The following is a 25,271-nucleotide window of genomic DNA, read 5'->3' as shown; positions in this document are numbered from 1 at the left end:
CCGGCTTCGGAGAAGCGGGGCCCCACAAGTCAACCACTCCTTCGAGTGAAACGGACTGGCCGTCAGCTGCCGTGCCCCAGGTGGTCGCCGACGTCGTCGGTACGCGACGTCTTTGGACTTCGCGGCTTGTTACGCGGCGGTGCTCTGCGTGTTCTCGTAGCGGTGTGGTCTGCGGTGCGCGACCATACGGACGCCGACACCGGCTCCATCATCGGCGTCGTGCACGAGGGCAGGTTCTCGTCGGCCGCCGGCCCGCGTCGACCGCCGCGGGTCCGGTCGGTCGTTTCCGGTCGGCCGGCGGGCGCCATGGCGCGCCACGAGCGCGGGTCGCAGCGCTCGACACCAGCACGGCATACCCGCGTCGAGAACAAGCAGCCAGCAGAGGGAAACACCGAAACAGGAAGAAGGACGGACGTGTCCGGCAGCGAAAGCGAGAACCCCGTAATCGACTCCCCGGCCCCCACGCCGACTCCGCCCAGGACGAACCGGGACTGGTGGCCGAGTCAGCTGGACCTTCAGGTTCTCCACCAGCACTCGTCCCGGTCCAATCCGATGGACGAGGACTTCACCTACGCGGAAGAGTTCGCGGGCCTCGACGTCGACGCGCTGAAGCGGGACGTCTTCGAGGTGATGACGGCGTCGCAGGACTGGTGGCCTGCCGACTACGGCCACTACGGGCCGCTCTTCATCCGCATGAGCTGGCATGCCGCGGGGACGTACCGCATCGCCGACGGCCGGGGCGGTGGCGGCGCCGGCGCTCAGCGCTTCGCACCCCTCAACAGCTGGCCGGACAACGCGAGCCTCGACAAGGCGCGCCGGCTGCTCTGGCCGGTCAAGCAGAAGTACGGCCGGAAGATCTCCTGGGCCGACCTTCTGGTCTTCGCCGGCAACTGCGCCATGGAATCGATGGGGTTCAAGACGTTCGGATTCGGCTTCGGCCGCGAGGACATCTGGGAACCCGAGGAGATCTTCTGGGGGCCCGAGGACACCTGGCTCGGCGACGAGCGCTACAGCGGCGACAGGGAACTCGCCGGGCCGTTCGGTGCCGTGCAGATGGGGCTGATCTACGTCAATCCCGAGGGGCCCAACGGCAACCCGGATCCGATGGCCGCAGCCCGGGACGTCCGAGAGACCTTCGGGCGGATGGCGATGAACGACGAGGAGACGGTGGCGCTCATCGTCGGCGGCCACACCTTCGGCAAGTGCCATGGCGCGGTCGACCCCTCGTACATCGGTCCGGAACCCGAGGCCTGCCCCCTCGAGCAGCAGGGCATCGGCTGGCGGAACACCTACGGCAGCGGCAAGGGCGCCGACGCGCTCACCAGTGGGCTCGAGGGCGCATGGACCTCCGCGCCGACGCAGTGGGACAACGGGTATCTGGACAACCTGTACCGCTACGACTGGGAGCTGACGACGAGCCCCGCCGGGGCGAACCAGTGGACGCCCAAGGACCCGTCGGCCAAGGACACGGTGCCCGACGCACATGACCCGTCGAAGCGGCACGCACCCATGATGCTGACGACGGACCTCGCGCTGAAGCTCGATCCGATCTACGCGCCGATCACGAAGCGCTACCACGAGAACCCGGACGAGCTCGCGGTCGCGTTCGCCAAGGCGTGGTACAAGCTGCTGCACCGCGACATGGGACCCCTCACGCGGTACCTCGGCCCGTGGATTCCCGAGCCGCAGCTGTGGCAGGACCCCGTCCCGGCGGTCGATCACCCCCTGGTCGCGGACGCGGACATCGCCGCCCTCAAGAGCACGATTCTCGCCGCGGGACTGTCCGTCTCCCAGCTGGTCACCACCGCCTGGGCGGCGGCGGCGAGCTTCCGCGGCACCGACAAGCGCGGCGGGGCCAACGGGGCACGGATCCGGCTCGCGCCGCAGAAGGACTGGGAGGTCAACGACCTGCCCGAGGTGGCCGAGGTGGTGCAGACCCTCGACCGGATCCGGCAGGACTTCAACGGCTCGGGGAAGGGCGGAACGAAGGTTTCGCTCGCCGATCTGATCGTCCTGGGCGGGTGCGCGGCCGTCGAGCTCGCCGCGAAAAGCGCCGGGCACGACATCACCGTCCCGTTCGCACCGGGGCGTACGGACGCCTCGCAGGAGCAGACCGACGTGGAGTCGTTCGCCGTGCTCGAACCCAAGGCGGACGGGTTCCGCAACTACCTCCGGGCGGGCGAGAAGCTGTCGCCGGAGACTCTCCTGCTGGACCGCGCCAACCTGTTGGGGCTGACCGCTCCCGAGATGACGGTCCTGATGGGCGGCATGCGGGTCCTGAACACGGGCTTCAAGCGCTCCCCGCACGGCGTCTTCACCGACCGGCCGGAGACCTTGACCAATGATTTCTTCGTCAACCTGCTCGACATGAGCACGGAGTGGAAGGCGTCGACCTCGGCCGAGAACGTATTCGAAGGCCGGGATCGAGCCACGGGCGACGCCAAGTGGACCGCCACCGCCGTCGACCTCATCTTCGGATCGCACTCCCAGCTCCGAGCCGTCTCGGAGGTCTACGGGTCCGAGGACTCGGGCGAGAAGTTCGTGCGTGACTTCGTGGCGGCGTGGGACAAGGTGATGAACCTCGATCGGTTCGACCTCGCCTGAGCCCGGTGTCCCGGTCGGCCACTCCACGGCCGACCGGGACATCCTCGGCTTGCCCGCCGGCAACACCCCCGACCGGCCGCCACACTTCGCAGGAAAAACACTGGCGGCTCGGGCCCGCACGGACGACCATGCCGCGTATGAGTGACGAGTCCGCACGATGGAGCAAGGCGACCGTCTACCCCGATATGTGGGTCGACCCGGACGACGACCCCCGCAACAACGACGCGGCCAGTCCGGACGGCGAGCTTGCGACCCTCCTCGACTTCCTGACCAGCTACCGCATGACCCTGCTGATGAAGTGCGAGGGCCTGGATCCGGAGCAACTGTCCCGCCGCTCGGTGCCGCCGTCGACGATGTCGCTGCTCGGCCTGGTCCGCCACCTCGCCGAGGCCGAGCGGGACTGGCGCAACTGGTTCACCGACGGTGACCCGCTGCCGAAGCTGTACGGCGAGCGTGACGGGGACTTCGACGGAGCCGTCGCCGATCAGGCCGTCATCGACGCCGCGTACGCCGATCTGGCGCGCGAGCAGGCCGAGACCGATGCCGCGCTGGCCGAGCACCCGGATCTGAGCGAGCGTCTGGGGAAGGACCGGACCGCGGTCCGGGAGCTGATGGTGCACCGGGTGGAGGAGTATGCCCGGCACTGCGGGCACGCCGACCTGTTGCGTGAGTGCATCGACGGACGCGTGGGCCAGTGACGAGGGCCGGGGGTTTCCGCCGCCGGAGGCGCGTGCCGGAAATTCTGCGTCTGCGAGGATGCGAAAGGCCCTCCGTCCGGCGCAGGGTGGCCTCGACGTAGCCGTGGCCTGATCCCCTTGGAGACGTAGGCGTGCCCTCGACCGACCCCGCCGTGTCCGAAGTCCCCGCCGACTCCGCCGTGCCCGCCGTCGGCGGTGGCCGATCCGCCGCGGTGCCTGTGCCGCGCCGCCTGTTGCCGACGGTGGGAGTGCTGCTGGCCGTTGGGGCGGTGGCCTCCGGCGTGCTCATGGCAGCGGAGGGCAGGGACGGCGGGGCCGGGCGGGCCCCGGCCGGAGCCAGCGGCGATGGGCTGCCGCACACCGTCGTGGAGGTGTCGCAGAGCGGCTGCGGCCGGGGCTGGGACCGGCCGCAGCCGGGCATGCAGGTCTTCGATCTGCGGAACACCTCGGGTGTTGCGGCCGAGGTGTATCTCCAGGATGCGCGGACCGGCGCGGTGTACGGGGAGCTGGAGGGGCTCGCTCCCGGCACGACCCGGGCACTGCGGGTGCGGCTGGGCAAGGGCGCGTACGCCTTCATGTGCCTGCCCGACGACGCGAACGCGGTCACCGGACCCACGGTACGGGTGAGAGGCGGCTCCGCCGGCGGCCCGGCGGCCGCTCCCGTGACCCAGCACGACCTGATCCCGCCGACGCTGAGCTATCAGAAATGGGTGGCGGGGCAGTTGGCCGACCTCGTGCGCAGGACCGGCAGGCTGGGGGAGGCCGTTGACCGCGGAGACCGGGAGGCCGCGCGTGCCGCCTGGCGTGCGGCTCACCTCCAGTACGAGCGGCTGGGGGCCGCCTACGGCGCCTTCGGTGACGCCGACAAGGCGATCAACGGGACGACGGGCGGGCTGCCCCGAGGCGTACGGGACCCGGGCTTCACCGGATTCCACCGCGTGGAGTACGGGCTCTGGCACGGCGAACCGACCGGACGCCTCCGCGGACCGGTGCACGCGCTGACCAAGGCCGTCAGCGCCCTGCGTACGGACTGGGCGCAGGCGCGCATGGACCCGGCGGACCTGGGACTGCGCGCGCACGAAATCCTGGAGAACACCCTGCAGTTCGAGCTGACCGGCCGCACCGACTACGGCAGCGGCAGCAACCTGGCCACCGCACGGGCCAATCTCGACGGCACCCGTGCGGTACTGGCCCGGCTGCGGCCGCTGCTTGCCACCCGCCTCCGTGATCCGCACGGCCTGGACGCCCAGTTGGACCGCACGCAACGCGCGCTCGACGCTGCGCTCCGCGGCGGGGACCGGCTGCCGCTGGAGCGCCTCGGCCGCGCGGGACGCGAGAGGATCGATGCGGCCGTGGGCGATCTGGTCGAGCGGCTGGCGGATGTCGCCGCGCTCTGCGACGTACGGAGGACGGTATGAGCCACGGCGTCGGCAGGAGGCGGGTGCTGCGCGGTGCGGTGGTCGCCGGCGCCGGATTCCTGGCGGGGGACGGGGACACGGCGGCCGGTGCGCGTACGCCCGAGAGCCGGGCCGAGGCACCCGCCCGGGTTCCGTTCCACGGCCGCCGCCAGGCCGGGATCCTCACCCCACCGCAGCCCAGCACCGCATTCGTCGCCTTCGACGTGACCGCCGACAACCGGCGCGAGCTGACCGAGCTGCTGGGCACGCTGACCGAGCGGGCCCGCTTCCTGACCCGCGGCGGCACACCGGCCCCGGCAGGCATCACCGCGCCGCCCCCGGACTCCGGGATCCTGGGTCCCCAGGTCCCGGCCGGCGCGCTGACCGTGACGGTCGGCGTGGGCGCCTCGCTCTTCGACGACCGGTTCGGCCTGCGCGACCGCACACCGCTCCGGCTGCGCACCATGCCTCCCTTCCCGGACGACGACCTGGACACCGCCTGGTGCCACGGCGATCTGAGCCTGCAGCTGTGCGGTGACCGGCCGGACACGGTGCTGCACGCGCTGCGCGACATCGCCCGCCACACCCGCGGCGGAATGCAGGTGCGCTGGCGGCTCGACGGTTTCGCCGGTCCACCGCGGCCCTCCGGCACTCCCCGTAATCTCATGGGCTTCAAGGACGGAACGGCCAACCCCGACGTACACGACACGCGAGCCATGGACCGGCTGGTGTGGGTGGGCCGTGGCACGGGCGAGCCCGCGTGGACGGTCGGCGGCAGCTATCAGGTGGTACGGCTGATCCGCATGCTGGTGGAGTTCTGGGACCGCGTCTCGCTCACCGAGCAGGAGCGGATGTTCGGCCGCAGCCGCGACACCGGGGCGCCCCTGGACGGCAATCGCGAGGGCGACGCGCCGGACTATCCGAAGGACCCCAAGGGTGAGGTGATCCCCCTGGACTGCCATATCCGGATGGCCGATCCCCGGACACCCGGGACCGAGGGCCGGCGGATCCTGCGCCGTTCGTACAACTACGACCGGGGCATGGACAGCAACGGCAACCTGGACATGGGGCTGCTCTTCTGCTGCTACCAGCAGGACCTGGCGCGACAGTTCGAGACCGTGCAGCGGCGCCTGGCCGGCGAGCCGCTCGTGGACTACATCGTGCCCTTCGGCGGTGGCTACTTCTTCGCGCTGCCGGGCGTACGGGACCGGGACGACTGGTTCGGGCGGACGCTGCTGCTCCCGGGCTGATGAGGGCCCGGGGCCCGGGACGCCGGGCCGGAGCGTCGGCACGCCTGAAGGTCAACGTGCGGTCAAGCTTTGGCCGTGCCTCCCTGACCGGGTGTTCACCGCCGTGCCATGGTTGATCCGTCACCACGACACGCACCCAGCGAAGCATCCCGAGCCGTACCCCGGATTCACGCACACAGGGTGGAGGGCGAGGCAGCATGGCCGGCACCGGAAGACAGGGACGTCGAGCACGAACGGGCAGGCGGGCGGCGGCGCTCGCCCTCGCGGCGGCGCTCGCCACATTCGGCGGCGCCGCCCCGTCCTGGGCCACCGCACCTGCCGGACCACACCCCGCCGGCTCCGGTACGGCCACCCCCATCAAGCACGTCGTGGTCCTCTTCGGCGAGAACATCTCCTTCGACCACTACTTCGCGACCTACCCCCGGGCCGCCAACACCGACGGCACGCCGTTCCACCCGGCCCCGCACACCCCGCGCGACATCGACAACCTGCGCACCGCCGGGCTGCTGAAGAAGAACCCGAACCAGTACCTGCCCAAGCGGCTCACCCCACAGCAGGCCATGACCTGCGACCAGAACCACTCCTACGGCCCCGAGCAGTACGCCTACAACGGCGGTCGGGCCGACAAGTTCGTCCAGAACACCGACTCGGGCAAGTGCTCGGGCAACCTCTTCGGCGAGCCGGGCCTGGTCATGGACTACTACGACGGCAACACCGTCACCGCGCTGTGGAACTACGCCCAGCACTACGCCCTCAACGACAGGTCCTTCGGCACGGTCTACGGCCCCTCCACCCCGGGTGCCATCAACCTCGTCTCCGGCCAGACCCACGGCGTCATCTCCACCGACCCCGCCTCCGGCACGGAGAACCCCCGGCAGACCGACAAGCCCGACCCCTACGCCGTGGTCTCGCCCGACGCGAAGGGCGTCGGGACGCTCGTCAACGACCCGGACCCGGCCTACGACGACTGCTCCGGCAGCGACCACACCAGCAAGAACGCCCTCGCCGTGCTCCGGGGACGCAACATCGGCGACGTACTCAACTCCCGGCACATCAGCTGGGGCTGGTTCCAGGGCGGCTTCCGGCCCAGCACCCCGTGGGACGGCAAACCGGGCCACCTCGCCAAGTGCGGCGGCACCACACACGCCAACGTGGGCGGCGCGCGGGTCGTCGACTACAGCCCGCACCACGCACCGTTCCAGTACTACCGGTCGACGTCGAACCCGCACCACCTGCCGCCCAGGAGCGTCCGGGAGATCGGCCACAGCGGACCGGCCAACCACAACTACGACCTGACCGACCTCGACGCCGCCCTCAAGGCGGGCAGGCTCCCCGCGGTCAGCTTCGTCAAGGCACCGGCGTACCAGGACGGGCATGCGGGCTACTCCGACCCGACCGACGAACAGCACTTCCTCATCCGGCAGATCAACAAGATCCAGCAGTCGCCGCAGTGGCGGGACACCGCGATCGTGGTCGCCTACGACGACTCCGACGGCTGGTACGACCACACCTACGCCCCATCACGCAACGGTTCCCGGGACACCACGCCCGGCTCGAACCACAAGCCCGCCGACAGCCCTGCCTGCCAGGCAGGCCCGGCGCCGGCCGGCGGCTACGCCGACCGCTGCGGCCCCGGCGCCCGTCAGCCGCTGCTGGTGATCTCCCCGTACAGCAAGGTCAACGCCATCGACCACACCCCGACCGAGCAGACGTCGATCATCAAGTTCGTCGAGGACAACTGGTACACCGGACGGATCGGCGACGCCGCCTTCGACGCGCGGGCCGGCTCCCTGGCCGGGATGTTCGACTTCCGGCACCCCAACGGGAAGCAGGTCCTGCTGAACGAGGACGGCTCGGTCAAGGCGGTGGGAGGCATCCGGCGCATCGCCCCGATGGCGGCGACGATCGACCAGGGCCCCATGGCACGGGATCTGTCCGATGCACGGGGAGCGTCCGATACGGCGGCGTTCACTCCCGCGGTGCCGATCGGTATCGCGGCGGCCGCCGTCGTGGTCGGTGCCGGCGGTGTGACGCTGGCTATCCGGCGGCGCAAGGACCGCAGCGCCGCCGGATAGCCGGCCGGCGGCCTTCTCCGGCGGCTCCGGACCCGGCGTCCGCCTCCGTCACGCGCCGGGAGCCGGGGCCGCCGGAGGCGGTGCGGAGTGGACTCTCGCCCGGTACTTGGGGATGCGGACGGTGATTTTCATGCCGGCTCCGACCGCCGTCTCGATGACCAGGCCGTGGCCGTCCCCGTAGACCTGGCGCAGCCGCTCGTCCACGTTGCGCAGCCCGATGCCGGTCGCGGGGCCGCCCTCGCCGCGAAGGATCTTCCGGAGCCGCTCCGGGTCCATCCCCACGCCGTTGTCCTCGATGCTCACCCGCGCCTCGGCCCCCACGTCATCCGCGGTGATCGTGACCCGGCTGCGCTCCACGGAGTCTTCCAGCCCGTGCTTGACCGCGTTCTCGACGAGCGGCTGCAGACACAGGAACGGCACCGCCACGGGCAGCACTTCGGGCGCCACCTGCAAGGTCACCTCCAGCCGCTTGCCGAACCGCGCACGGACCAGGGCCAGATACTGCTCGATCGACCGCAACTCCTCCGCGAGGGTCGTGAAGTCGCCGTGCCGGCGGAAGGAGTAGCGGGTGAAGTCGGCGAATTCCAGGAGGAGGTCGCGGGCGCGTTCGGGGTCGGTGCGGACGAAGGAGGCGATGGCGGCGAGCGAGTTGTAGATGAAGTGCGGCGAGATCTGGGCGCGCAGAGCCCGGATCTCGGCCTCGATGAGCCTGGTCCGGGCGCGGTCCAGCTCGACGAGCTCCAGCTGGACCGACACCCAGCGCGCCACCTCGTTGGTGGCTCTGACCAGGACGGCGGACTCCCGCTCACCGAAGGCCGCCAGGGTCCCCAGGATCCCGTCGTCGACCGTCAGCGGTGCGACCACGCCCCAGCGCACCGGGCACCTGTCGTCGTCGCAGGAGACGGGGAAGGCCTGGCTGCGGCCGGTCCGCAAGACCTGGGCGGCCTGTTCCATCGCCGCGTCCCGGTGATGGCCGCCCGCCCCGTCCCAGGCGAGCACGGACTCCCGGTCGGTGAGGGCGAGCGTCTGGGTACCGAGCAGCGGGCGCAGCCGCCGCACCGCCTTGCGGGCCGTGTCCGGGGTCAGCCCGGCGCGCAGCGGGGGAGCGGCGAACGAGGCCGTGTGCAGGGTGTGGAAGGTCGCGCGCTCGACGGGCGTGCCGATGTCCCCGCCGTCCTCCGGCCGCCGGCGGCGCGCCAGGAGGAAACCGGCGGCCGCGCCCGCCGCCAGGAGCAGCAGCCCGCCGACGGCGAGGGCCACGCCGCCGAAGGCGCTCATCGGCCGCGCCCCGGGGACATCGGGTGAGGTGTGCTCATGGCGCGCTCCTTCAGGGGCTCATGGGACGGGACCGCAGTCCTTCGGGCAGGTGGAGGCGCGCCATGGTGGCGTCCGTGCTCGCCGGGACCCTGCCGCGGGTGGCCAGGGAGACGAGCACCATGGTGAGGAAGCCGAGGGGCACCGACCACACCGCCGGCCAGGCCAGCAGCGTGTGGGCCCAGCCCGAGGCCGGACCGCCGACGATCGTCACGGCCACCGCGGTGAGCGCCGCCCCGCCGCCCGTCACGAGTCCGGCGACCGCGCCCGGCGGGGTCAGCCCGCGCCACCAGATGCCCAGGACGAGCAGCGGGCAGAAGGACGATGCGGAGACCGCGAAGGCCAGCCCCACGGCGTCGGCGACCGGCAGATCGCTGACCGCCGCGTTCGCCGCGGTGGGCACCGCAATGGCCAGCACGGTCGCGAGCCGGAAGTGCCGGATCCCCAGCGAGGGCAGCACGTCCTGGGTGAGCACACCGGCGACCGACATCGTCAGCCCGGAGGCCGTGGACAGGAACGCCGCGAAGGCACCGCCCGCTAGCAGGGCGCCCAGCAGGTCCCCGCCCGGGCCCCCGATCAGCCGTCCGGGCAGCACCAGGACGGCCGCGTCCGTGTTCCCGGTGAGCAGCAGGTCGGGCGCGTACAGGCGGCCCAGAACTCCGTAGACCGGGGGCAGCAGATAGAACGCGCCGATCAGCATCAGGACGATCACCGTCGTCCGCCGCGCCGCCCGGCCGTCGGGGTTGGTGTAGAACCGCACCCCGACGTGCGGCAGCCCCATCGTGCCGAGGAAGGTGGCGAAGATCAGCCCGTACGTGGCGTACAGCGGATGCTCCTCGCGGCTGCTGGAGAGCGGTTCCGCCCAGCTCGACGCGGTGTCCGAGCGGTGCGGACCGGTGGCGCGCTCGGGCACCGCGGCGCCCGCGGGGAAGCCGAGGGTGGTGCCGCCGCCGACGCGGTGCACGCCCGGGGCCAGGTCCACCGCCCCGCCGTGGTACCGCTCCGCGCCGACCGTGCCGGACACCGTGAGGTGCAGCGGCTCCCGGACCCGGAGGCGGACGGTGTCGGTCACCCGCACCTGTGTGGGCCGGCGGAACGACGGAGCCTCGTCCATGGCGGCCGTCGGACCGGCGTCCCCGAGCCAGGCGAGCACCAGGAACACCGCCGGCACCAGGAGCGCGGTCAGCTTCAGCCAGTACTGGAAGGCCTGGACGAAGGTGATGCTGCGCATCCCGCCCGCGGCGACCGCCACCGTCACCACGACGGCGACCAGCAGCCCGCCCAGCCAGCGCGGCGAACCGGTCAGCAGACCGAGGGTCAGCCCGGCGCCCTGCAGCTGCGGCAGGAGGTAGAGCCAGCCGACCCCCACGACGAGTGCGCTGGCGATGCGGCGCACGGCCCGCGAATCGAGCCGCCCCTCGGCGAAATCCGGCAGCGTGTACGCGCCGGACCTGCGCAGCGGAGCCGCGACGAACAGCAGCAGGACCAGATAGCCCGCGGTGTATCCGACGGGGAACCAGAGCATGTCCACACCCTGGGCGAGCACCAGCCCCGCAATGCCCAGGAACGAGGCCGCCGAGAGGTATTCGCCGCTGATGGCGGCCGCGTTGAGCCGTGGCGGAACGCTGCGCGAGGCGACGTAGAAATCGGACGTGGTGCGCGAGATGCGCAGCCCCAGCGCCCCGATCAGCACCGTGGCGAGGACGACCACGGAGACGGCCGCGATGCCGTACGTCTGGTTCACCGGGCGGCCCCGGCTCTCGGTATCGGCACCGCTCAGGAACCGTCGGCGAGTTCGGCGAAGGCCGCTTCGTTGCGCTCGGCGCGGCGTACGTACCAGCGCGCGACCACCACGAGCACGGGGTAGGCGGCCACGCCCAGGATCCCCCAGACCAGCAGACCGCCGCCGGGCCAGCTGTCCGGGTCGGGCAGCAGCGGGAAGAGGAGGGGAAGCAGGCCCAGCAGGAGCGTGAGGGCGGCCGATCCGGCCAGTCCGGCGCGCAATTGACGACGCATCAGATACCGGAGTTGCGCGTCGGCCACCGCGGACCGCGCGGCATTCCCCGGCACGGGGGCGGCCGGCGGCTCGGCGTGGCCGCGGCCTCCCTGCGGTTCGCCGGTGACCACCTCACGCCGGGGGACCCCGTCCGCGCCCATGCGTCCCTCCGACCCTCCGTGCTGATCACATCGCCGTGAGTGTACGCAGCCCGGCGTCGGCCAGCTAGGTGGTGGGGCGTGTTCGGTATATGCGCCGGAGATTCACCCCGGCCGGTGTCCGCCGCCGGCGACCTCCCTGACGTCGCCGTGGGCGATCTCCAGCTCGATATAGGACTCTTCGGCCTTGCGGAAGGCGATCTCCAGGGCCGCCGCGGCCCGCGGCCCCGCCAGCCGCTGCGCGGTCCGGCGCACGTCGTACAGAACATCCGCCCAGTGACCGGCGGCACTCTTGATCCGGAGGAGCAGCTCGGTGAGTTCCTGCGCATCGTGCGGCGTCGCGGACGGCAGCCCCCGGAGCTCGTCCAGCAGCTCGTCGATCTCGGACATCCCACCCCTCCAGGGCCGTTGGGAAGGGGCCCGCAGGGCAACGGTAGAACGGCCGCCGGCCCCGGGCGCGACGGAATCCGCACCCGGATCCGTGAGCGGTCGATGGGGACCGCTGTACGGCCGGACGGAGCGACGAACGGCAACCGGGACGGCGCCGAGGGACGGGGCGCCGCGCACCGTCAGCGGCCCGCCGCGCTCTCGCCGTTGGCGTGCCGGATCAGCAGATCGCGCAGCTCCCGGGAGTGCCGGCGGCTCACCGCCAGCACCGCCTCGCCCACCAGCAGGGTCAGGCTGCCGCCGTCCAGCCGCAGTTCGTCGATGGAGTCGAGGGACACCAGATGGCGGCGGTGGATGCGCACGAACCCGTGCGGCCGCCAGCGGTCCTCCAGGGCCGAGAGCGAGACCCGCACCAGATGGCTGCCGTCACGGGTGTACAGCCGGGTGTAATCGCCCTGGACCTCGGCATGGGTGACATCGGCGATGGCCACGAAGCGGGTCACCCCGCCCAGTTCGACCGGAATATGGCCGGGCCGCGCGTCCAGCGGATCCCCGGGGCCGGGTGCCGCTCCGCCGCGCTGCACCGCACCGGAGCCGGACGCGGTGTCCGTGCCGCGCGCGCCCCGCAGGGCGTCGGCCTGCTCGCTGACGCGTCGCACCGCCTCCCGCAGCCGTTCCCCGCGGAGGGGTTTGAGCAGATAGTCGACGGCCTTGAGATCGAAGGCCTGGACGGCGTAGTCCTCATGGGCCGTGACGAAGACGATCAGCGGGGGAGCGGCGAAGCCCGCGAGCAGCCGCGCCATGTCCAGGCCGTTGAGCCCGACCATATTGATGTCGAGGAAGACCGCATCGATGGCTTCGGCGCCCTCCGGCCCGCCGTCCAGCGCGCGCCCCAGCCGGCGCAGCGCCTCCGTGGCGTCCAGCGCGCCCTCCACGCTGCCCACCCGCGGGTCCTCGCGGAGCAGATAGACCAGCTCTTCGAGCGCCGGCTCCTCGTCATCGACCGCAAGTACGCGCAGCATGCGGGGATTCTAGAGCCGGGAACCCGGCGGCACACCCCCGGGCGGCCGGCCGTTCGCCCCGGCCGTCCCCCGGCCTCCTCCTAGCCGTCCTCCAGGCCCTCCATCAGGTCCGCCTCGCCGAACAGCGCGAGCAGATCGGGCACTTCGGCCATGGCCAGGTACTCGGCGTCGCACTCCCCGCACCACCGGAGATGGGCCGCGACCCGCCCGTCCTCCTCGGGTGTGAGGGCGCCGAGCACATACGCCCCCAGGAGCAGCCGCACATGGGGGCTCCCGGATGGTGGCGGCACAGTCACGCTGGACCCCGATCCTCGTTCCTCCGGCCACGAAAACGGCACTCCCATTCTGCCGTGCACGGGCGCGCCCCCGGCCGGGTTCAGCACCGCCGGACGGCATCCGGGGCGATGGGGAACGACCGCCGGTCCGTTCGCCGAGCGGTGCCCCGTGCCGTTCGCCCGTTCGCCGACGGCGTCCGCCACCTCCGCCACCTGGCGGATATCTACGCCGGAGGGCGACGGCCAGTCTTGGGGCAGTCCCCGGCACGAGACGCACATCACACGCCAACCGCCCCCCAAAGAAGAGGTGTTACCCGTGAATCCCCCCGCTCCCGGAGCCCCGGAAACCGCGCTCACCGCACCGACCCCGGCCCGCGCCGACGAGCGGGCCCTCGCCGCACTGCAGCACGAACACGGCGGTGCGCTCTTCCGCTTCCTGCTCGGACTGACCTACGGCGACCGGCAGCGCGCCGAGGACCTGGTCCAGGAGACGCTGGTGCGCGCCTGGCAGCACCCCGAAGCGCTGGACAGCGCCCATGAGTCCATGCGCCCCTGGCTGTTCACCGTGGCGCGACGGCTGGCGATCGACGCCCGCCGCGCCCGGCACGCCCGCCCGAAGGAGGTCAGCGACCTGGCGCTGGAGAGCGCCGCCGCGCCCCTGGACCCGATCGACCGCTCGGTGGCCGGCCTCGATGTGCGGACGGCCCTCAAGCGGCTGAGCCCCGAACACCGCACGGTCCTGCTGCACGTGTACTTCCGGGGCCTGTCCGTCCAGGAGACCGCCGAGGTGCTGGGCGTCCCGGCCGGTACGGTCAAGTCGCGGACGTACTACGCGCTGCGCGCCCTCAGGCAGACCCTGCGCGGCTACGGCGCGACCGCCTGACGCCGCACGCCGTGCCGCCTCACCGCGCGGCGTGACCGGCGGCCTGCCGCGCCACTTCGGTACGGGAGCGCACCCCCAGCTTGCGGAGTATGTGCGAGACATGCGTCTGGACCGTCCGGCGCGAGAGATAGAGCTCGGCGGCGATCTCCGGATTCGACCGCCCTTCGGCGACCAGCCGGGCGACCTTCAGCTCGGTGGGGGTGAGCGCGCCCCAGCCGCTGTCGGGCCGCCCCCGGGCGCCGCGCTGCCCCGGCCGTACCCCAAGGACCCGCAGCCGGGCCTCGGCCCGCCGGATGTCCCAGCCGGCGCCGATCCGTTCGTACACCGCGAGGGCCCGGTCCAGATGGCCGCGGGCGGCGGCGAGGTCGCCGAGCGAGGCCACCACGGCCGCGGTGTCCTCCAGGGCCTGCCCGGCCTGGAGCGGCCGATCCGCCCGCACGTAGTAGTCCACGGCGGCCAGCAGCGGCCCGGGGTCCTGGTCGACGAGACCGAGGGCGCGCCGCGCGGCCGCCGTACGGCCCGGGTGCGTCTCGCGTTCCGCCTCCGCGGCAGCGATGACCGCGGCGGTGCGGGCCGTGGCCCGGTCGCCGACCGCGAGGGCGAGCCGGACGACGTCGGGCAGCCACTGGTAGCGCTGGTCCAGATCCCGCGCGTACTCGGCGGACAGCGTGGGCAGCAGGACGGCCAGGGCCTCGTGCGGGCGCCCGTCCCGCTCCGCCATCAGCGCCCCGGCCATGATGCGGTAGGACGCGTGGGCGCGCTGGAGCCCCCCGGGATCGGGCCGGCCGCGCAGCGCCGCGAAGGCGGCGCGGGCGCCCTCGTCGTGGTCACGGTGGCCGTGGACGAGCGCGGCCACACCGTGCCGCAGCACCGGAAGCCACGTGACCATGGGCAGTTCGGCGAGGGCGTCGAGATCCGCCAGCGCCGCATCCCAGCGCCCCGTCCAGTAGTTGAGCACCGCACCGGTCATGCCGATCCCGCTGAGATGACCGTGGATGCCGTGCTCCTCGCACAGCCCACGGGCCTCCCGCAGCGCCTCCAGGGCCTCCGTCGGCCGGTCCAGCATCCCCAGCATGACGGCGCGGTTGACCAGCATCGCCAGGCGGACGTCCATGTTCTCCAGGGCGTGCTGGCCGACGGCGCGGACGTGGCGGGAGACGGTGAGCGCCCGGGAGTTCTCGGCCAGCGCCGCCTCGGTACGCCGCTGACGCAGCAGTCCCAGCGCGAGGGTGTGCCGGCCGTACGCCTCCGCCTGGGTGTCGCCGGTCTCCCGCGCCCGGCACACGACCTGTTCGGCGAGGGGCCCCGCCTCGTCGTAGCGGCCCGCGCTCCACAGGGACAGCGCCCGCAGCGCGCGGATGCGGTTGTCCCAGAGCGGGGAGAGCGCGCCCGTCGCCCCGGCGTCGTCCAGGGCGGCCAGCGCCTCGCTCCAGCTGCCTTCCCAGAACAGACCGTGGGCCAGCGATGTCGTCAGCAGCGCCCGGCGGTCCGGGGTGGTGGTGCGGTCCAGCATCCGGCGGACGATCGCGGTGCACCCGGGACGGCGCAGCCGGAACGCCGCCGCCGCCAGGTCCCGTTCCAGGGGCGGCTGCCGCGGGTCGTCCGCGGGCAGCCGCTGGAGTGCCCGCTGGAGCAGCTCCACGGCGACCTCGGGCCGCGTGCGGACGAGGGCCTCCGCATGCCGGCCGATCCAGTCCACCGTCCAGTCGTCGGCACCCCTGTCGTCGGCCGCACCGTCCTCGGCACCACTGCCGTCGGTGGCCGCCAGCAGCTGTTCGGCGACCCGTTCGCGGGGCGCTCCGGCGTCCGCCAGACCCCGCGCCATGCGCCGGTGGGCGGCCGCGCGGGCGGACGGGCGGACGCCGTCGTACAGGTGCTGCCGGATCGCGGGGTGACGGAAGGCCAGCCGGTCCCCGGCGTCGTGGAGGACGCCCGCCGCCAGCGCCACGTCCAAGGTGCCCAGCAGACCGGACGGTGGCCGTCCGGTCGCCGCGGCGAGCTCCGCGGCGCTGAACTCCGTGCCCAGCAGCGCGGCCCGCCGGAGCGTTTCGACGGCGGCCTGCGGCAGGGACCCGGCGCCCTCCGCCGGCCCGTCAAGGGTGCCGAGCAGCGCCTCCGCCAGCCGGTCCACCTCGTCCGGTGACCGCGCGATGAGGCGCAGGACGTGGGCGCCCTGATCGCTCATGCCGCGCCGCAGCCGGCCCAGCTCCGGCCGGTCGGGGCCCCGGCGGACGGCGGCGACGAGCAGGAGCGGCAGCCGCGCCGCCGACGTGCCCAGCCGCTGCCAGGCGAGCAGCGTGGCGTCGTCCGCCCGGTGCAGATCGTCCAGGAGGAGCACCAGCGGGCCGTTGGCCGCCAGGCGGGCGAGCCGGGCGGTCAGCCGGTCCATGAGCAGCATGGTCCGCACCTCGCCCGCGGCCGTCCGCTCCGGGGCGCCGAATCCGTCGTCGCAATCCCCGCCGGCGGCTCCGTCCAGCGCCACCAGAAGGGGCCGCAACGGGACGCTCCGCACCGGCTCGTCGGCCGCGGCCCGCAGCACCCGGAAGCCGAGCCGGTCGGCCTCCCGCGCGGTCCGCGCGAGCAGGGCGCTCTTCCCGATTCCGGGATCGCCGTCGATCAGCACCGAACCGCCACGGCCACCCGCCAGTGCCGTAAGGAGCCCGGCCAGCGGCGCGAACTCCGCCTCGCCGGCCGCCGCGTCATGACTCATCCGTCACCCTCTCCGTGCCCAGGACCCCGGCCTGCCGGGCGATCTCGGTCCGCGAGCGCACCCCCAGTTTGGTGAGGATGTGCGACACATGCGTCTGCACCGTGCGCGGCGACAGCACCAGCGCCGCGGCCACTTCCGGATTCGACCGGCCCTCGGCCACCAGCAGCGCGACCCTGGTCTCGGTCGGCGTCAGGGCCGCCCATCCGCTCTTGGGACGGCGCCCGTGGCCGCGGCGGCCGCGCCGCACCCCCAGCGCCCGCAGGCGCGCGTCGGCGCGGGCGATGTCCCATGCGGCCCCGAGGCCCTGGTAGACGTCCAGCGCGGCGTTGAGGTGGGCGCGGGCGCGGTCGGCGTCGCCGCGCGCGGCCGTCACGGCGGCCAGATCCTCCAGGGCGCGTCCCCGCCCGGTCACGACGGCACCGGCCGCGTAGTGGGCGAGGGCGGCCAGCAGCGGTTCCGGGTCCGACGTCAGCAGCCCCCGGCAGTGCAGCGCCACCGCCTGCCGGTGCCGGTCGTCCGGCGCCCGTTCCGCCGCCGCCCCGGCAGCGGCCACCGCGGCACCGGCCCGGTCCGGGGCGTCCGCCGCCAGCGCCAGCCGTACCGCATCGGGCAGCCGGTCGCCGTACCGCCCGGCCTCCGCCGCGGCAGGCCGGCCGGGCAGCAGGATCTCCAGGGCCCGCCGCGGGTGCCCGTCCCGCTCCGCCGCCAGCGCCCGCGCAAGCAGCCAGAACTCCGGCCCGCCGGCCGGGAAACCGGCATCGGACGGTACGTCCCCGAGCTCGCCCGTCCCCGCGGCGGCCAGCCGATCGGCGGCCTCGCCGGGCCGGTCGCGGCTGCCCAGAATGAGGGCGGCCAGTCCGTGCGCGGCGACGGCCGTCGCCGATCCGGCCGGCCGGCCGTCGGCCGGGGCGAGGTCGTTCAGCGCGTCGTCCCAGCGTCCGGCCCGGTAGTGGAGCGTCGCGGACAGCAGATCCACCCGCGGCAGCAGGCCCTCGGCGCCGGTCCGCGCCACCAGCGCGCGGGCCGTGGCCAGCCAGGCGTGCGCCTCGTCGGTCCGCGTGAGCCCGCCGAGCAGCCGTGCGCCCAGCAGCGTCAGCCCGACCTCGGCGTCCGGGACGTCCGCAGGGCTCCGCCGGGCGGCGGCCAGACCCCGCTCCACCTCCGCCAACGCCCGCTCACCGCCCCGCAGAAGAGCGCGGGTGTACCGGGCGTAGGCCGTCGCGAGACCGTCGGTCCGGGCCGGCCGCAGCACCTCGTCCGCCGCCTCGTCCGCCTCCCGGTGCCGGCCGTCGGCCAGCAGCAGGACGGCATACAACGCACGGAACCTGTCCGCCAGGTGTGCGTGGCCCGCCGCCGGCGCCTCCCCGGTCGCCGCCTCCAGCGCCGCCGCGGCCTCGGACAGACCCTCCTCGGTCCGCCCCTCCCGCAGCAGATCGAGGAGGAGCCAGAAGGTCAGGGTGGCCCGCCGCCCCGGCTCCGCGGACCGGTCCCGCAGCGCCCGCACCGCGTCCGCCGAACCCGGGCGGCGCAGCCGGAACTCCCCGCCGACCAGCACCTCTTCCAGCTCCGTACGGCCTGGAGCGTCCTGGTCCAGCGCGTCGAGGGCGCGTTGCGCCAGCCGCACGGCCGTCCCCGGATCCCGCCGGAGCAGCGCCTCGGCGTTCCCCAGCAGCCAGCCGACGGTCCAGGCGTCGGGGCGTTCCGCGACGGACAGCAGCTGACCGGCGACCCGCTCCGCCGAAGCGCCCGCCCCGGCCAGCGCCTCGGCCGCCTGCCGGTGCAGCGCGGACCGCAGCGATCCCGGCAGCCCGGCACGGAGCGCCGCCCGGACCACTTCCTGGCGGAAGCGCAGCGGCCCGCCGGCGGCCTCGTCGACGATCCCGGCGGAGCGCCACGCCGCGACGGCGCCCTCCAGCGCGTCCGGCGCGCACTCGTGCACCGCGGCGAGTTCGGTGACGGAGAACCGGTCGCCGAGCAGCGCGGCCACCCGGAGCGCCGCCGGCGCCTCCGGGGGCAGGAAGCCCAGGCGCTCGGCGACCTCCCGAACGGGCAACGGCGGTTCCCCCGTGGTCAGTTCGATGCCCGCCGCCCCCGTCTCCAGGGCCTGTGCCCGCACCAGGGCGGCCAGCATCACCCGCAGCCAGTACGGGTTGCCCCCGGCGGCCGCCAGATGCCGCAGCAGCCGGGGTCCGGCGGGGGCACCGAGCACCCGCTCGGCGAGCCGCCCGGTCTCCGCCGCGGTGAGCGGCGCCAGGGTCAGCAGCGTGGCGCCGTCCGCCGGCGGGCGAGCGCGGAGCCGGGCCGGGGAGCCGCTCCGGTGCGGCTCCGTCCGGGAGGCGGCGACGAGCAGCAGCGGCACATGGTGCGCCGCCTCACCGAGGCGCTGCCAGACGGCGAGGCTGGGGTCGTCGGCCCACTGCAGGTCGTCCACGACCAGCACCGTCGGGGAGTTCCGGCACAGGCCGGAGAGCCGCTCGGTCACCAGCTCCGCGGCCGCCGAGACCGGGTCGCGCACGCCCGCGGGGGCCGGGGCGTCGCTCCGCAGCAGGGCGACGGCCTCGGCACGGGACGCGGCGAAGGGTGCGCCGCCGGACTCCAGGCAGTCGAGCAGGACCCGCAAGGGGAAGCGCCGCCCCGGCTCATATGCGGTGGCCCGCAGGAGACGGCACCCCAGCCGCTCCGCCTCGTCGCTCACCACGCCCAGCAGCGCGGTCCGGCCCGCGCCCGGTTCCCCCTCGACGAGGATGCGGCCGCCCCGCCCGGCCGCCACCGCGCGCACCCCGTCCCGAAGGTCCCGTACCGGCCCGTCGCGTCCGGCCCACACCGATGCGCCCGCGTCCCGCTCCACCAACCCGCCCCATGTCGACGTGATCTGACGGCACTTCAGAATTCAACGGAATGTTGTGCCGAAGGAGAAAGGTACTGCGCTACTCGCCGGTTCGGGTGAACCGGGGACCGCCCGCGGCCGTGCCGGGACAGCAGAACCCGACCCCGCACGAAAGCCGAGGTGCCGCATCCGATGGCCAAGGAAATCGAGATCCCCGGTGACGACGTCAAGAGTCTCGGGAACCTGCTCGGTCAGGTACTGGACCGGATCGACCGGAAGGATCCGCTCGCGCTCGACGAACGGGCCGTCGGCGAGCCGATGGTCGACGCGGCGCGGGAGTTCGACGACAAGTGGAGCGACGGCCGCAAGAACCTCAGGCGCCAGTGCGAGCAGCTGAAGGAGGCCTGCGACCAGATCATGAAGGCGTTCGAGGACGCCGACAAGGAAACCACCGACACCCTCAAGGGCGACGGTCAACAGGGCTGAAGAAGAAGGGGAGTTACTCCATGACCACTGCCCATGCGTTCTCGCTGCGCGTACCGGAGAACTGGGTCGAGTTCGACCTCGCACACGCAAGCCTCGCGAAACTGCGTGCCAAGCTCGTCGACCGGATCGGCGCCGACGACCTCGGCCGCGAAAGCGTCAACGACCTCTTCCGCACGGCACGCGAGGTGCTGGACGGAGCCCGGCGGCGTGGCGCGCTGTACGCCGCCGGTGCGTTCCACAACTACGACGACGGGCTGCTGCTGGCCAACGTCATGGTCTTCGGGGTGGCACCCGCCCCCGGCCTGAAGATGGACCTCCAGGACCTCGTACGACAGCTCACCCCCGGCACCGGGGAGGCCGCGGTCGAGCGCAAGGTGACCCTGGAGACGATCCCGGAGGTCGGCCAGGTCGGCCGGGTCGTCGGCATCGAGGAGGCCCGGATCGCCGACGAGGTCACCGTCCGGCTGCTGGTGATGCACACCGTCATCCCGCTTCCCGACGACGACCGGGTCCTGATCGTCACCTGCACCAGCCCCAACCTGACGCTGACCGAGGAGCTGCTGGACCTCTTCGACGCCATCAGCGGCACCTTCCGCTTCCGCGACGCGGCCCCCGATCGGCCCGCGAAGCAGGGCGCAGGCAAGGCGAAGGGGAAGGGGGCCCGGAAGTCCGCGCCCGCCGGCGCCGGGGCCGCCTTCCTCTCCGCCACCAGCTGACCGCCGCGGCCGCCTCGCACCGGCCGCCGGCACACGCACCACAAAGGGCCCGGCCCACCTCCAGGTGAGCCGGGCCCTTCGCGCTGCGCCGCGCTACGCCGTCGTATGCGGCACCCGTACGGTCACGAACCTGCCGTCACCCAGGTGCACATGGGCCTTGCCGGGCTCCACGCCCTGGCTCACCAGCCCATGCGGCACGCGGGCCCCGACGATGTCGGACTCGGTCACCGACTGCGGCGACAGCAGCGCACCGCAGCGGTTGCGCTTGACGCTGACGATCCAGCCGCCCAGGCCGCCGAACAGCGCCTCCGTGTTGCCGGCCGTCACCAGGCCCCAGCCGTTTCCGGCCCCGCCCCGGCCCAGGGTGGCCAGGTCCGCGTCGATCTCGGAGTGCAGCAGCAGCTCCGCGTCGTCGACCAGCACCACACCGGTGTCGGTGCGCACCGACTGCATCGCCGCCCGGAAATCGGCCAGCGCGATCTCCGGATCGTCCAGCACCGCGAACACCCCTTCCGTACCGCTCAGTTGACCCAGCGGCGAGGACTTCGGCGTGACGATCACCAGACCGGTGCCCTGCGCGAGCAGCGACCGCGCCACCGTCATCAGCACCGTGCTGCGGCCCGACTTCGGCGGACCGCCGATCAGGAAGCTCGGCCGGTCCAGCAGATTCGGCCCCAGCGCCGTCAGCTCGTCGCCGCCGACCCCGACCATCGCCCACATCGGCGACGCGGTGCCGCCCTCCGGCCGCCGGTCCCAGGCCTCCTCGAAGGTCAGCTCGTCCGGCAGGGTGTCCACCCGGAACGGGCGCAGCGCGGCCGCCACCTCGGCGTCCCGCTCCGTGGCCTCCCGCGCCAGGTCCAGCAGCGCCCCGACCTGCGCGGCACCGCTGGCGTCCGTCCCGAGCAGCGCGAACTGCACCTCGGCGAGGTCCCGCGGCCGCAGCGCCCGGCCCGGCGCGATGGACGCCGGAACCTGACGGGTGGGGATGCCGAACATGCCGTAGTCGGCCTTCTCGTTGAGGCGCAGCACCAGCTTGTCCTCGGTGGTGCTGGAGAACCGCGTCGAGCTGAGCACCCGGTCGCCCGCCAGCACCAGATGCACGCCGACGCTCGCGCCCTCCAGCAGCAGCCGCTGCACCTTGTCCATCAGCGAGCCCTGGTCGTACTGGGCGAAGTCACGGTCGAACGCCTCGAACCGGTCCACCAGCACCACCAGATGCGCCGGCCGCTCACCCACCGGCAGCACCCCGCGCAGCTCCGTGATGTCCGCGACGCCGTGCTTGGCCAGCTGCGCCTGCCGCCGGCCGACCTCCTTGACCAGCCGGGCGACCAGCCGGACGATGCGCTCCACCTGGCTGCGGTCGACCACCGCGCCGCAGTGCGGCAGATGACCGAGCGCCTGGAGGGCGCCGTTGCCGCAGTCGATGCCGTACAGATGCACATCGGCCGTGCTGTGCGTGCCCGCCAGGGAGGCGGCCAGGCTGCGCAGCGCCTGGGAACGGCCGCTGCGCGGGGAGCCGATGAGGTGCAGATGCCCCATCGTCTCCAGGTCGAAGACCAGCTCGTCCTGGCTCTGCTCGGCGGGCAGATCGATCCGGCCGTACGGGACCGGGGCGAGGCGGCCCGAAGGACCGACCGGTTCCGCGGGCCGGGCCAGCGTCTCCAGCGGCAGCCGGTCGGGCAGCGGCGGCAGCCACGGCTTGCGCGACGGCTCCAGTCCGAGCGAGTCGTTCGCCTCCCGGACCGACCGGACCAGCACCGACAGATCGGTGACCGCCTGGGCCGCCCGCTCCTGGACGGCCTGCCGCTCCACCGGGTTGCCCAGCGACTCCCAGTGCAGCTCCGTCAGGACCGGTTTCGGCCGGTCCTGCGATGCCGCCGCCAGCCGCCGGCCGCCGATCCGGCCGGTCTGGAACGGCAGCAGGGCGGCGTGCCCCAGCCGGGCGTAGGCACGGCCGGGCGTACGCGGCGACAGCTGACCGGCCTCCGGGGCGTCGATGATGTCCCGGCTCTCGTTGGTGTCGGTGGTGCGCAGCGCGATCCGCAGATTGGTGTTGGCGCGGATGTCGCCGGTGACCGCGCCGGTCGGGCGCTGTGTGGCCAGCATCAGATGGATGCCGAGCGAACGGCCCCGCTGCGCGATGTTGACCAGACCGGAGACGAAGTCGGGCAGGTCGCGCACCATCGACGCGAACTCGTCGATGACCAGGACCAGACGGGGGAGCGAAGGCAGTTCGCGATGGCGTCCCCGCTTGTCGGTGTAGTCGTCGATGTCCTTGGCCCCGCATGCGGCGAGCTGGTGCTCACGGCGCTTGAGTTCGGCGCCGAGGGAGGTCAGCGCCCGCTCCACGAGGTGGGCGTCGAGGTCGGTGACCATACCCACCGTGTGCGGCAGGTCCTCGCACTCGGCGAAGGCGCTGCCGCCCTTGTAGTCCACCAGCACGAAGTTCATCGCGTCCGGCCGGTTGGCGACCGCGAGCGTGGCGACCAGGGTCTGCAGCAGCTCGGACTTGCCGGAGCCGGTGGTGCCGGCGATCAGCCCGTGCGGACCGTCCTTGGCCAGGTCGATGGCGAACGGACCGTCCACACCCATGCCCAGCACGGCCCGGGTCGTGCGGCCGCCCACCGCCCAGCCGGCCGCCACCGCCTCACCGGTCGGCGGCTCCAGCCCCAGCACGTCCAGCAGCGCGGCCGACGTCGGCAGCACCGCCGCGTCGTCGCTCTCGCCGACGTCCCGGATCGGGGCCAGCGCCCGGCTCACCCCGACGCACCACTCCAAGCTCGGCGCGTCCATCCGCACCCCGTCCACCGGGTCCGCCTGGCTCTGCTCGACCCGCAGCTCGTCGCCCTGGACGACCGCGACGGCCTGGCACTCCTCCGGCAGCAGCCGCTCCTCGTCGTCGATGCACAGCACATACACCCCGACCGACGGTCCGTCGCGGAGGATCTGCACCACGCCCGGCAGCGACCGCAGGCGGCGCGCCCCGTCCAGAACGACCAGGACGTCGGGCTCGCCGGCCGCGCCGCCGCGCGGGGCGTTCTTGTCCGCGGCGGCGCGGGTGGTGATCAGCTGGGCCAGTTCGGCGATCCGGCGGCCGACGGCGTCGGAGTTGGTGCCCAGCAGCCGCAGGGCGTCCTCACCGGTGGGCGCGCACTGCGGCAGCCAGTGCACCCAGGACCAGCGCTTCTCGGCGCGGGAGTTGGACAGTACGCAGATCCGCAGGTCGGAGGGGCTCTGCAGGATCGCGGACTGGGCCAGCAGCCAGCGCACCAGGGGGCCCGTGTCCTCGCCCGGCCCGGCGACACCGAGCACCCCGACCTCGCGCAGCGGCACGGTCACCGGCACGTCCCGGGTGAGGCGGATGACCTGCCGGCGGTGCTCGTCCCGGCTCGCGTCCTCCAGGTCGATGGCGGCCGGGCGGTCGGCGGTGCCCAGGCGCAGGAGGAGGAAGTCGTCGTCGCGCCAGCGGCGTTCCCACAGCCGCTGCCGGGGACCGGTGGCGATCAGCATCGCGGCGGCCGGGTCGGGGCAGGCGAGGCGGCGGGCGGCCTGCTCGGCCTGCACCGTCTCGTCGATGTCCTGCTCCAGCCGGTCCAGCTTCTCCTCGTGCTCGCGGACCTGCTCCTCGTACGACTGCTTGCCCTGCCGCTTGTTGTTCACCTGGCTGAGGATCGCGATGAGCGGGGACAGCAGACCGAAGAGCAGGTAGCGGTAGTTGTTGAACAGCAGCACGCTGACGGACGCCATGACGAGCGGCGCGAGCAGCAGCGGGACCAGCGGGATCTTCCGCTTGTTGGGTTCCTTCGGCGGCGCCGGGATGCGGAACCGGTTCTTGACCGGCTTGGGACGCAGCCGCGGCGGCCGGTTGTAGTCCAGGCCCAGGCCGTCGGCCGACGGCACCAGCGCGGCGTCCGGGCGGGTGGGCTCGGACAGCTCCAGCAGCACGCTGCCGAGGTCGAGCAGCCCGGTGACGCGCCAGGTGGTCCACTGCGGGACGGTCGCGTCGTCCAGCTGCACGGGTGCGGTGCCGGCGGCGCGGACCTGGCTGCGGCCGTCGGCGTCGACCTTCAACAGGGCCACGACCTCCGGCAGACCCGCCGCGTGCAGCCGGATCCGGCAGGTCGCCGCCGTCCCGATCTCGTAGTCGCCGGGCGGCAGCCGGTGCACGGTGCCGGCGTCCGGGCCGCTGACGACGCGTATCTCGGCGATGCCGTCCGGCTCGTACTGCGGTACGGACAGCGGCTTGCCGAGCGCCAGTACGCTGCCCTCCCGTACGGCCGCCGTGGCCAGCGGCTCCTCGGGGTGCAGCGCGATGTCGCCGGAGTACAGCTCCGGGAGCGCTTCGCCGTCGCCGCGCAGGGTGCGCTGCAGTTCTTCGGCGATCTCCCCGACCGGCGCCTCGGGGTCGCTGTCGATGACGAAGTCCGACGCGTTCCCCTCCGCGGGGTCCACGACGGTGATGGTGAGTCGCAT

Annotated in this window: 17 protein-coding genes; 8 read left to right on the top strand and 9 right to left on the bottom strand. The window is 73.4% G+C overall.

Features of this window, described 5'->3' with window-relative positions; translation table 11 throughout:
- The first annotated feature begins 414 nt into the window (after nucleotides 1-414).
- From katG to AC5677_RS02710, 5 genes are all read left to right on the top strand, one after another.
- A complete protein-coding gene (gene katG, locus AC5677_RS02730) occupies nucleotides 415-2,604 on the top strand; it encodes a catalase/peroxidase HPI (RefSeq protein WP_497193376.1) in 2,190 nt (729 codons plus the stop codon).
- Nucleotides 2,605-2,741: 137 nt separating this feature from the next.
- Nucleotides 2,742-3,302: a DinB family protein gene (locus tag AC5677_RS02725; RefSeq protein ID WP_497193375.1), complete on the top strand. Its 561-nt coding sequence runs from the start codon at nucleotides 2,742-2,744 to the stop codon at nucleotides 3,300-3,302.
- 131 nt (nucleotides 3,303-3,433) lie between these two features.
- Entirely contained in the window at nucleotides 3,434-4,720 is a 1,287-nt protein-coding gene (locus AC5677_RS02720; RefSeq protein WP_497193374.1) for an imelysin family protein, read from the top strand.
- The gene (efeB, locus tag AC5677_RS02715; protein ID WP_497193373.1) at nucleotides 4,717-5,949 is read left to right on the top strand and encodes an iron uptake transporter deferrochelatase/peroxidase subunit; all 1,233 of its coding nucleotides are present in this window, start codon (nucleotides 4,717-4,719) and stop codon (nucleotides 5,947-5,949) included. Before AC5677_RS02720 ends, efeB begins: the two co-directional genes overlap by 4 nt.
- Before the next feature lie 197 nt (nucleotides 5,950-6,146).
- Nucleotides 6,147-8,024 (top strand): phospholipase C, encoded by a 1,878-nt coding sequence (locus AC5677_RS02710; protein WP_497193372.1) that lies wholly within the window; start codon nucleotides 6,147-6,149, stop codon nucleotides 8,022-8,024.
- Between the two features lie 48 nt (nucleotides 8,025-8,072).
- Here the strand turns inward: AC5677_RS02710 and AC5677_RS02705 are convergent, their stop codons facing one another.
- The 6 genes from AC5677_RS02705 to AC5677_RS02680 form a co-directional block, all read right to left on the bottom strand.
- Nucleotides 8,073-9,302: a sensor histidine kinase gene (locus tag AC5677_RS02705; RefSeq protein ID WP_497193371.1), complete on the bottom strand. Its 1,230-nt coding sequence runs from the start codon at nucleotides 9,300-9,302 to the stop codon at nucleotides 8,073-8,075.
- Between the two features lie 49 nt (nucleotides 9,303-9,351).
- Nucleotides 9,352-11,082, bottom strand: coding sequence for a sodium/solute symporter (locus AC5677_RS02700; RefSeq protein ID WP_497193370.1), 1,731 nt, complete (start codon nucleotides 11,080-11,082; stop codon nucleotides 9,352-9,354).
- A gap of 32 nt (nucleotides 11,083-11,114) precedes the next feature.
- Nucleotides 11,115-11,495, bottom strand: coding sequence for a hypothetical protein (locus AC5677_RS02695; RefSeq protein ID WP_497193369.1), 381 nt, complete (start codon nucleotides 11,493-11,495; stop codon nucleotides 11,115-11,117).
- Between the two features lie 102 nt (nucleotides 11,496-11,597).
- Nucleotides 11,598-11,882, bottom strand: a complete 285-nt coding sequence (locus AC5677_RS02690) for a hypothetical protein (protein WP_497193368.1) — start codon at nucleotides 11,880-11,882, stop codon at nucleotides 11,598-11,600.
- 179 nt (nucleotides 11,883-12,061) lie between these two features.
- A complete protein-coding gene (locus AC5677_RS02685; protein ID WP_497193367.1) occupies nucleotides 12,062-12,901 on the bottom strand; it encodes a LytR/AlgR family response regulator transcription factor in 840 nt (279 codons plus the stop codon).
- 80 nt (nucleotides 12,902-12,981) lie between these two features.
- Entirely contained in the window at nucleotides 12,982-13,164 is a 183-nt protein-coding gene (locus AC5677_RS02680) for a zf-HC2 domain-containing protein (RefSeq protein ID WP_497193366.1), read from the bottom strand.
- Between the two features lie 328 nt (nucleotides 13,165-13,492).
- Between AC5677_RS02680 and AC5677_RS02675 the strand changes: the two genes are divergently transcribed.
- Nucleotides 13,493-14,059 (top strand): sigma-70 family RNA polymerase sigma factor, encoded by a 567-nt coding sequence (locus tag AC5677_RS02675; protein WP_497193365.1) that lies wholly within the window; start codon nucleotides 13,493-13,495, stop codon nucleotides 14,057-14,059.
- A gap of 19 nt (nucleotides 14,060-14,078) precedes the next feature.
- Here AC5677_RS02675 and AC5677_RS02670 read toward each other — a convergent pair whose 3' ends face one another.
- Nucleotides 14,079-16,769 carry an AAA family ATPase gene (locus tag AC5677_RS02670; RefSeq protein WP_497193364.1) on the bottom strand — a complete coding sequence of 897 codons (2,691 nt, stop codon included), beginning with the start codon at nucleotides 16,767-16,769 and terminating at the stop codon, nucleotides 14,079-14,081.
- Entirely contained in the window at nucleotides 16,759-19,617 is a 2,859-nt protein-coding gene (locus tag AC5677_RS02665) for an ATP-binding protein (RefSeq protein WP_497193363.1), read from the bottom strand. The genes AC5677_RS02670 and AC5677_RS02665 overlap by 11 nt, the downstream gene beginning before the upstream one ends.
- Before the next feature lie 171 nt (nucleotides 19,618-19,788).
- Here AC5677_RS02665 and AC5677_RS02660 point away from each other — a divergent pair, with 171 nt between their 5' ends.
- Together AC5677_RS02660 and AC5677_RS02655 are read left to right on the top strand one after the other, a co-directional pair.
- Nucleotides 19,789-20,082, top strand: coding sequence for a hypothetical protein (locus AC5677_RS02660; RefSeq protein WP_497193362.1), 294 nt, complete (start codon nucleotides 19,789-19,791; stop codon nucleotides 20,080-20,082).
- A gap of 20 nt (nucleotides 20,083-20,102) precedes the next feature.
- A complete protein-coding gene (locus AC5677_RS02655) occupies nucleotides 20,103-20,798 on the top strand; it encodes a hypothetical protein (RefSeq protein ID WP_497193361.1) in 696 nt (231 codons plus the stop codon).
- A 93-nt stretch (nucleotides 20,799-20,891) separates the two neighbouring features.
- Here the strand turns inward: AC5677_RS02655 and AC5677_RS02650 are convergent, their stop codons facing one another.
- Nucleotides 20,892-25,271, bottom strand: coding sequence for an FtsK/SpoIIIE domain-containing protein (locus tag AC5677_RS02650; protein ID WP_497193360.1), 4,380 nt, complete (start codon nucleotides 25,269-25,271; stop codon nucleotides 20,892-20,894).

This window comes from Streptomyces sp. JLSY215 (assembly GCF_059682825.1).
Note: the sequence above shows the minus strand (reverse complement) of the source record. Positions and strands in the feature narration are given on the sequence as shown.

Bases quoted from the DNA above. Each gene is read 5' to 3' on its own strand.
- AC5677_RS02725 (WP_497193375.1), top strand. From the start codon at position 2,742: ATGAGTGACGAGTCCGCACGATGGAGCAAGGCGACCGTCTACCCCGAT.
- efeB (WP_497193373.1), top strand. From the start codon at position 4,717: ATGAGCCACGGCGTCGGCAGGAGGCGGGTGCTGCGCGGTGCGGTGGTC.
- AC5677_RS02710 (WP_497193372.1), top strand. From the start codon at position 6,147: ATGGCCGGCACCGGAAGACAGGGACGTCGAGCACGAACGGGCAGGCGG.
- AC5677_RS02705 (WP_497193371.1), bottom strand. From the start codon at position 9,302: ATGAGCGCCTTCGGCGGCGTGGCCCTCGCCGTCGGCGGGCTGCTGCTC.
- AC5677_RS02695 (WP_497193369.1), bottom strand. From the start codon at position 11,495: ATGGGCGCGGACGGGGTCCCCCGGCGTGAGGTGGTCACCGGCGAACCG.
- AC5677_RS02690 (WP_497193368.1), bottom strand. From the start codon at position 11,882: ATGTCCGAGATCGACGAGCTGCTGGACGAGCTCCGGGGGCTGCCGTCC.
- AC5677_RS02685 (WP_497193367.1), bottom strand. From the start codon at position 12,901: ATGCTGCGCGTACTTGCGGTCGATGACGAGGAGCCGGCGCTCGAAGAG.
- AC5677_RS02670 (WP_497193364.1), bottom strand. From the start codon at position 16,769: ATGAGTCATGACGCGGCGGCCGGCGAGGCGGAGTTCGCGCCGCTGGCC.
- AC5677_RS02660 (WP_497193362.1), top strand. From the start codon at position 19,789: ATGGCCAAGGAAATCGAGATCCCCGGTGACGACGTCAAGAGTCTCGGG.
- AC5677_RS02655 (WP_497193361.1), top strand. From the start codon at position 20,103: ATGACCACTGCCCATGCGTTCTCGCTGCGCGTACCGGAGAACTGGGTC.
- AC5677_RS02650 (WP_497193360.1), bottom strand. From the start codon at position 25,271: ATGCGACTCACCATCACCGTCGTGGACCCCGCGGAGGGGAACGCGTCG.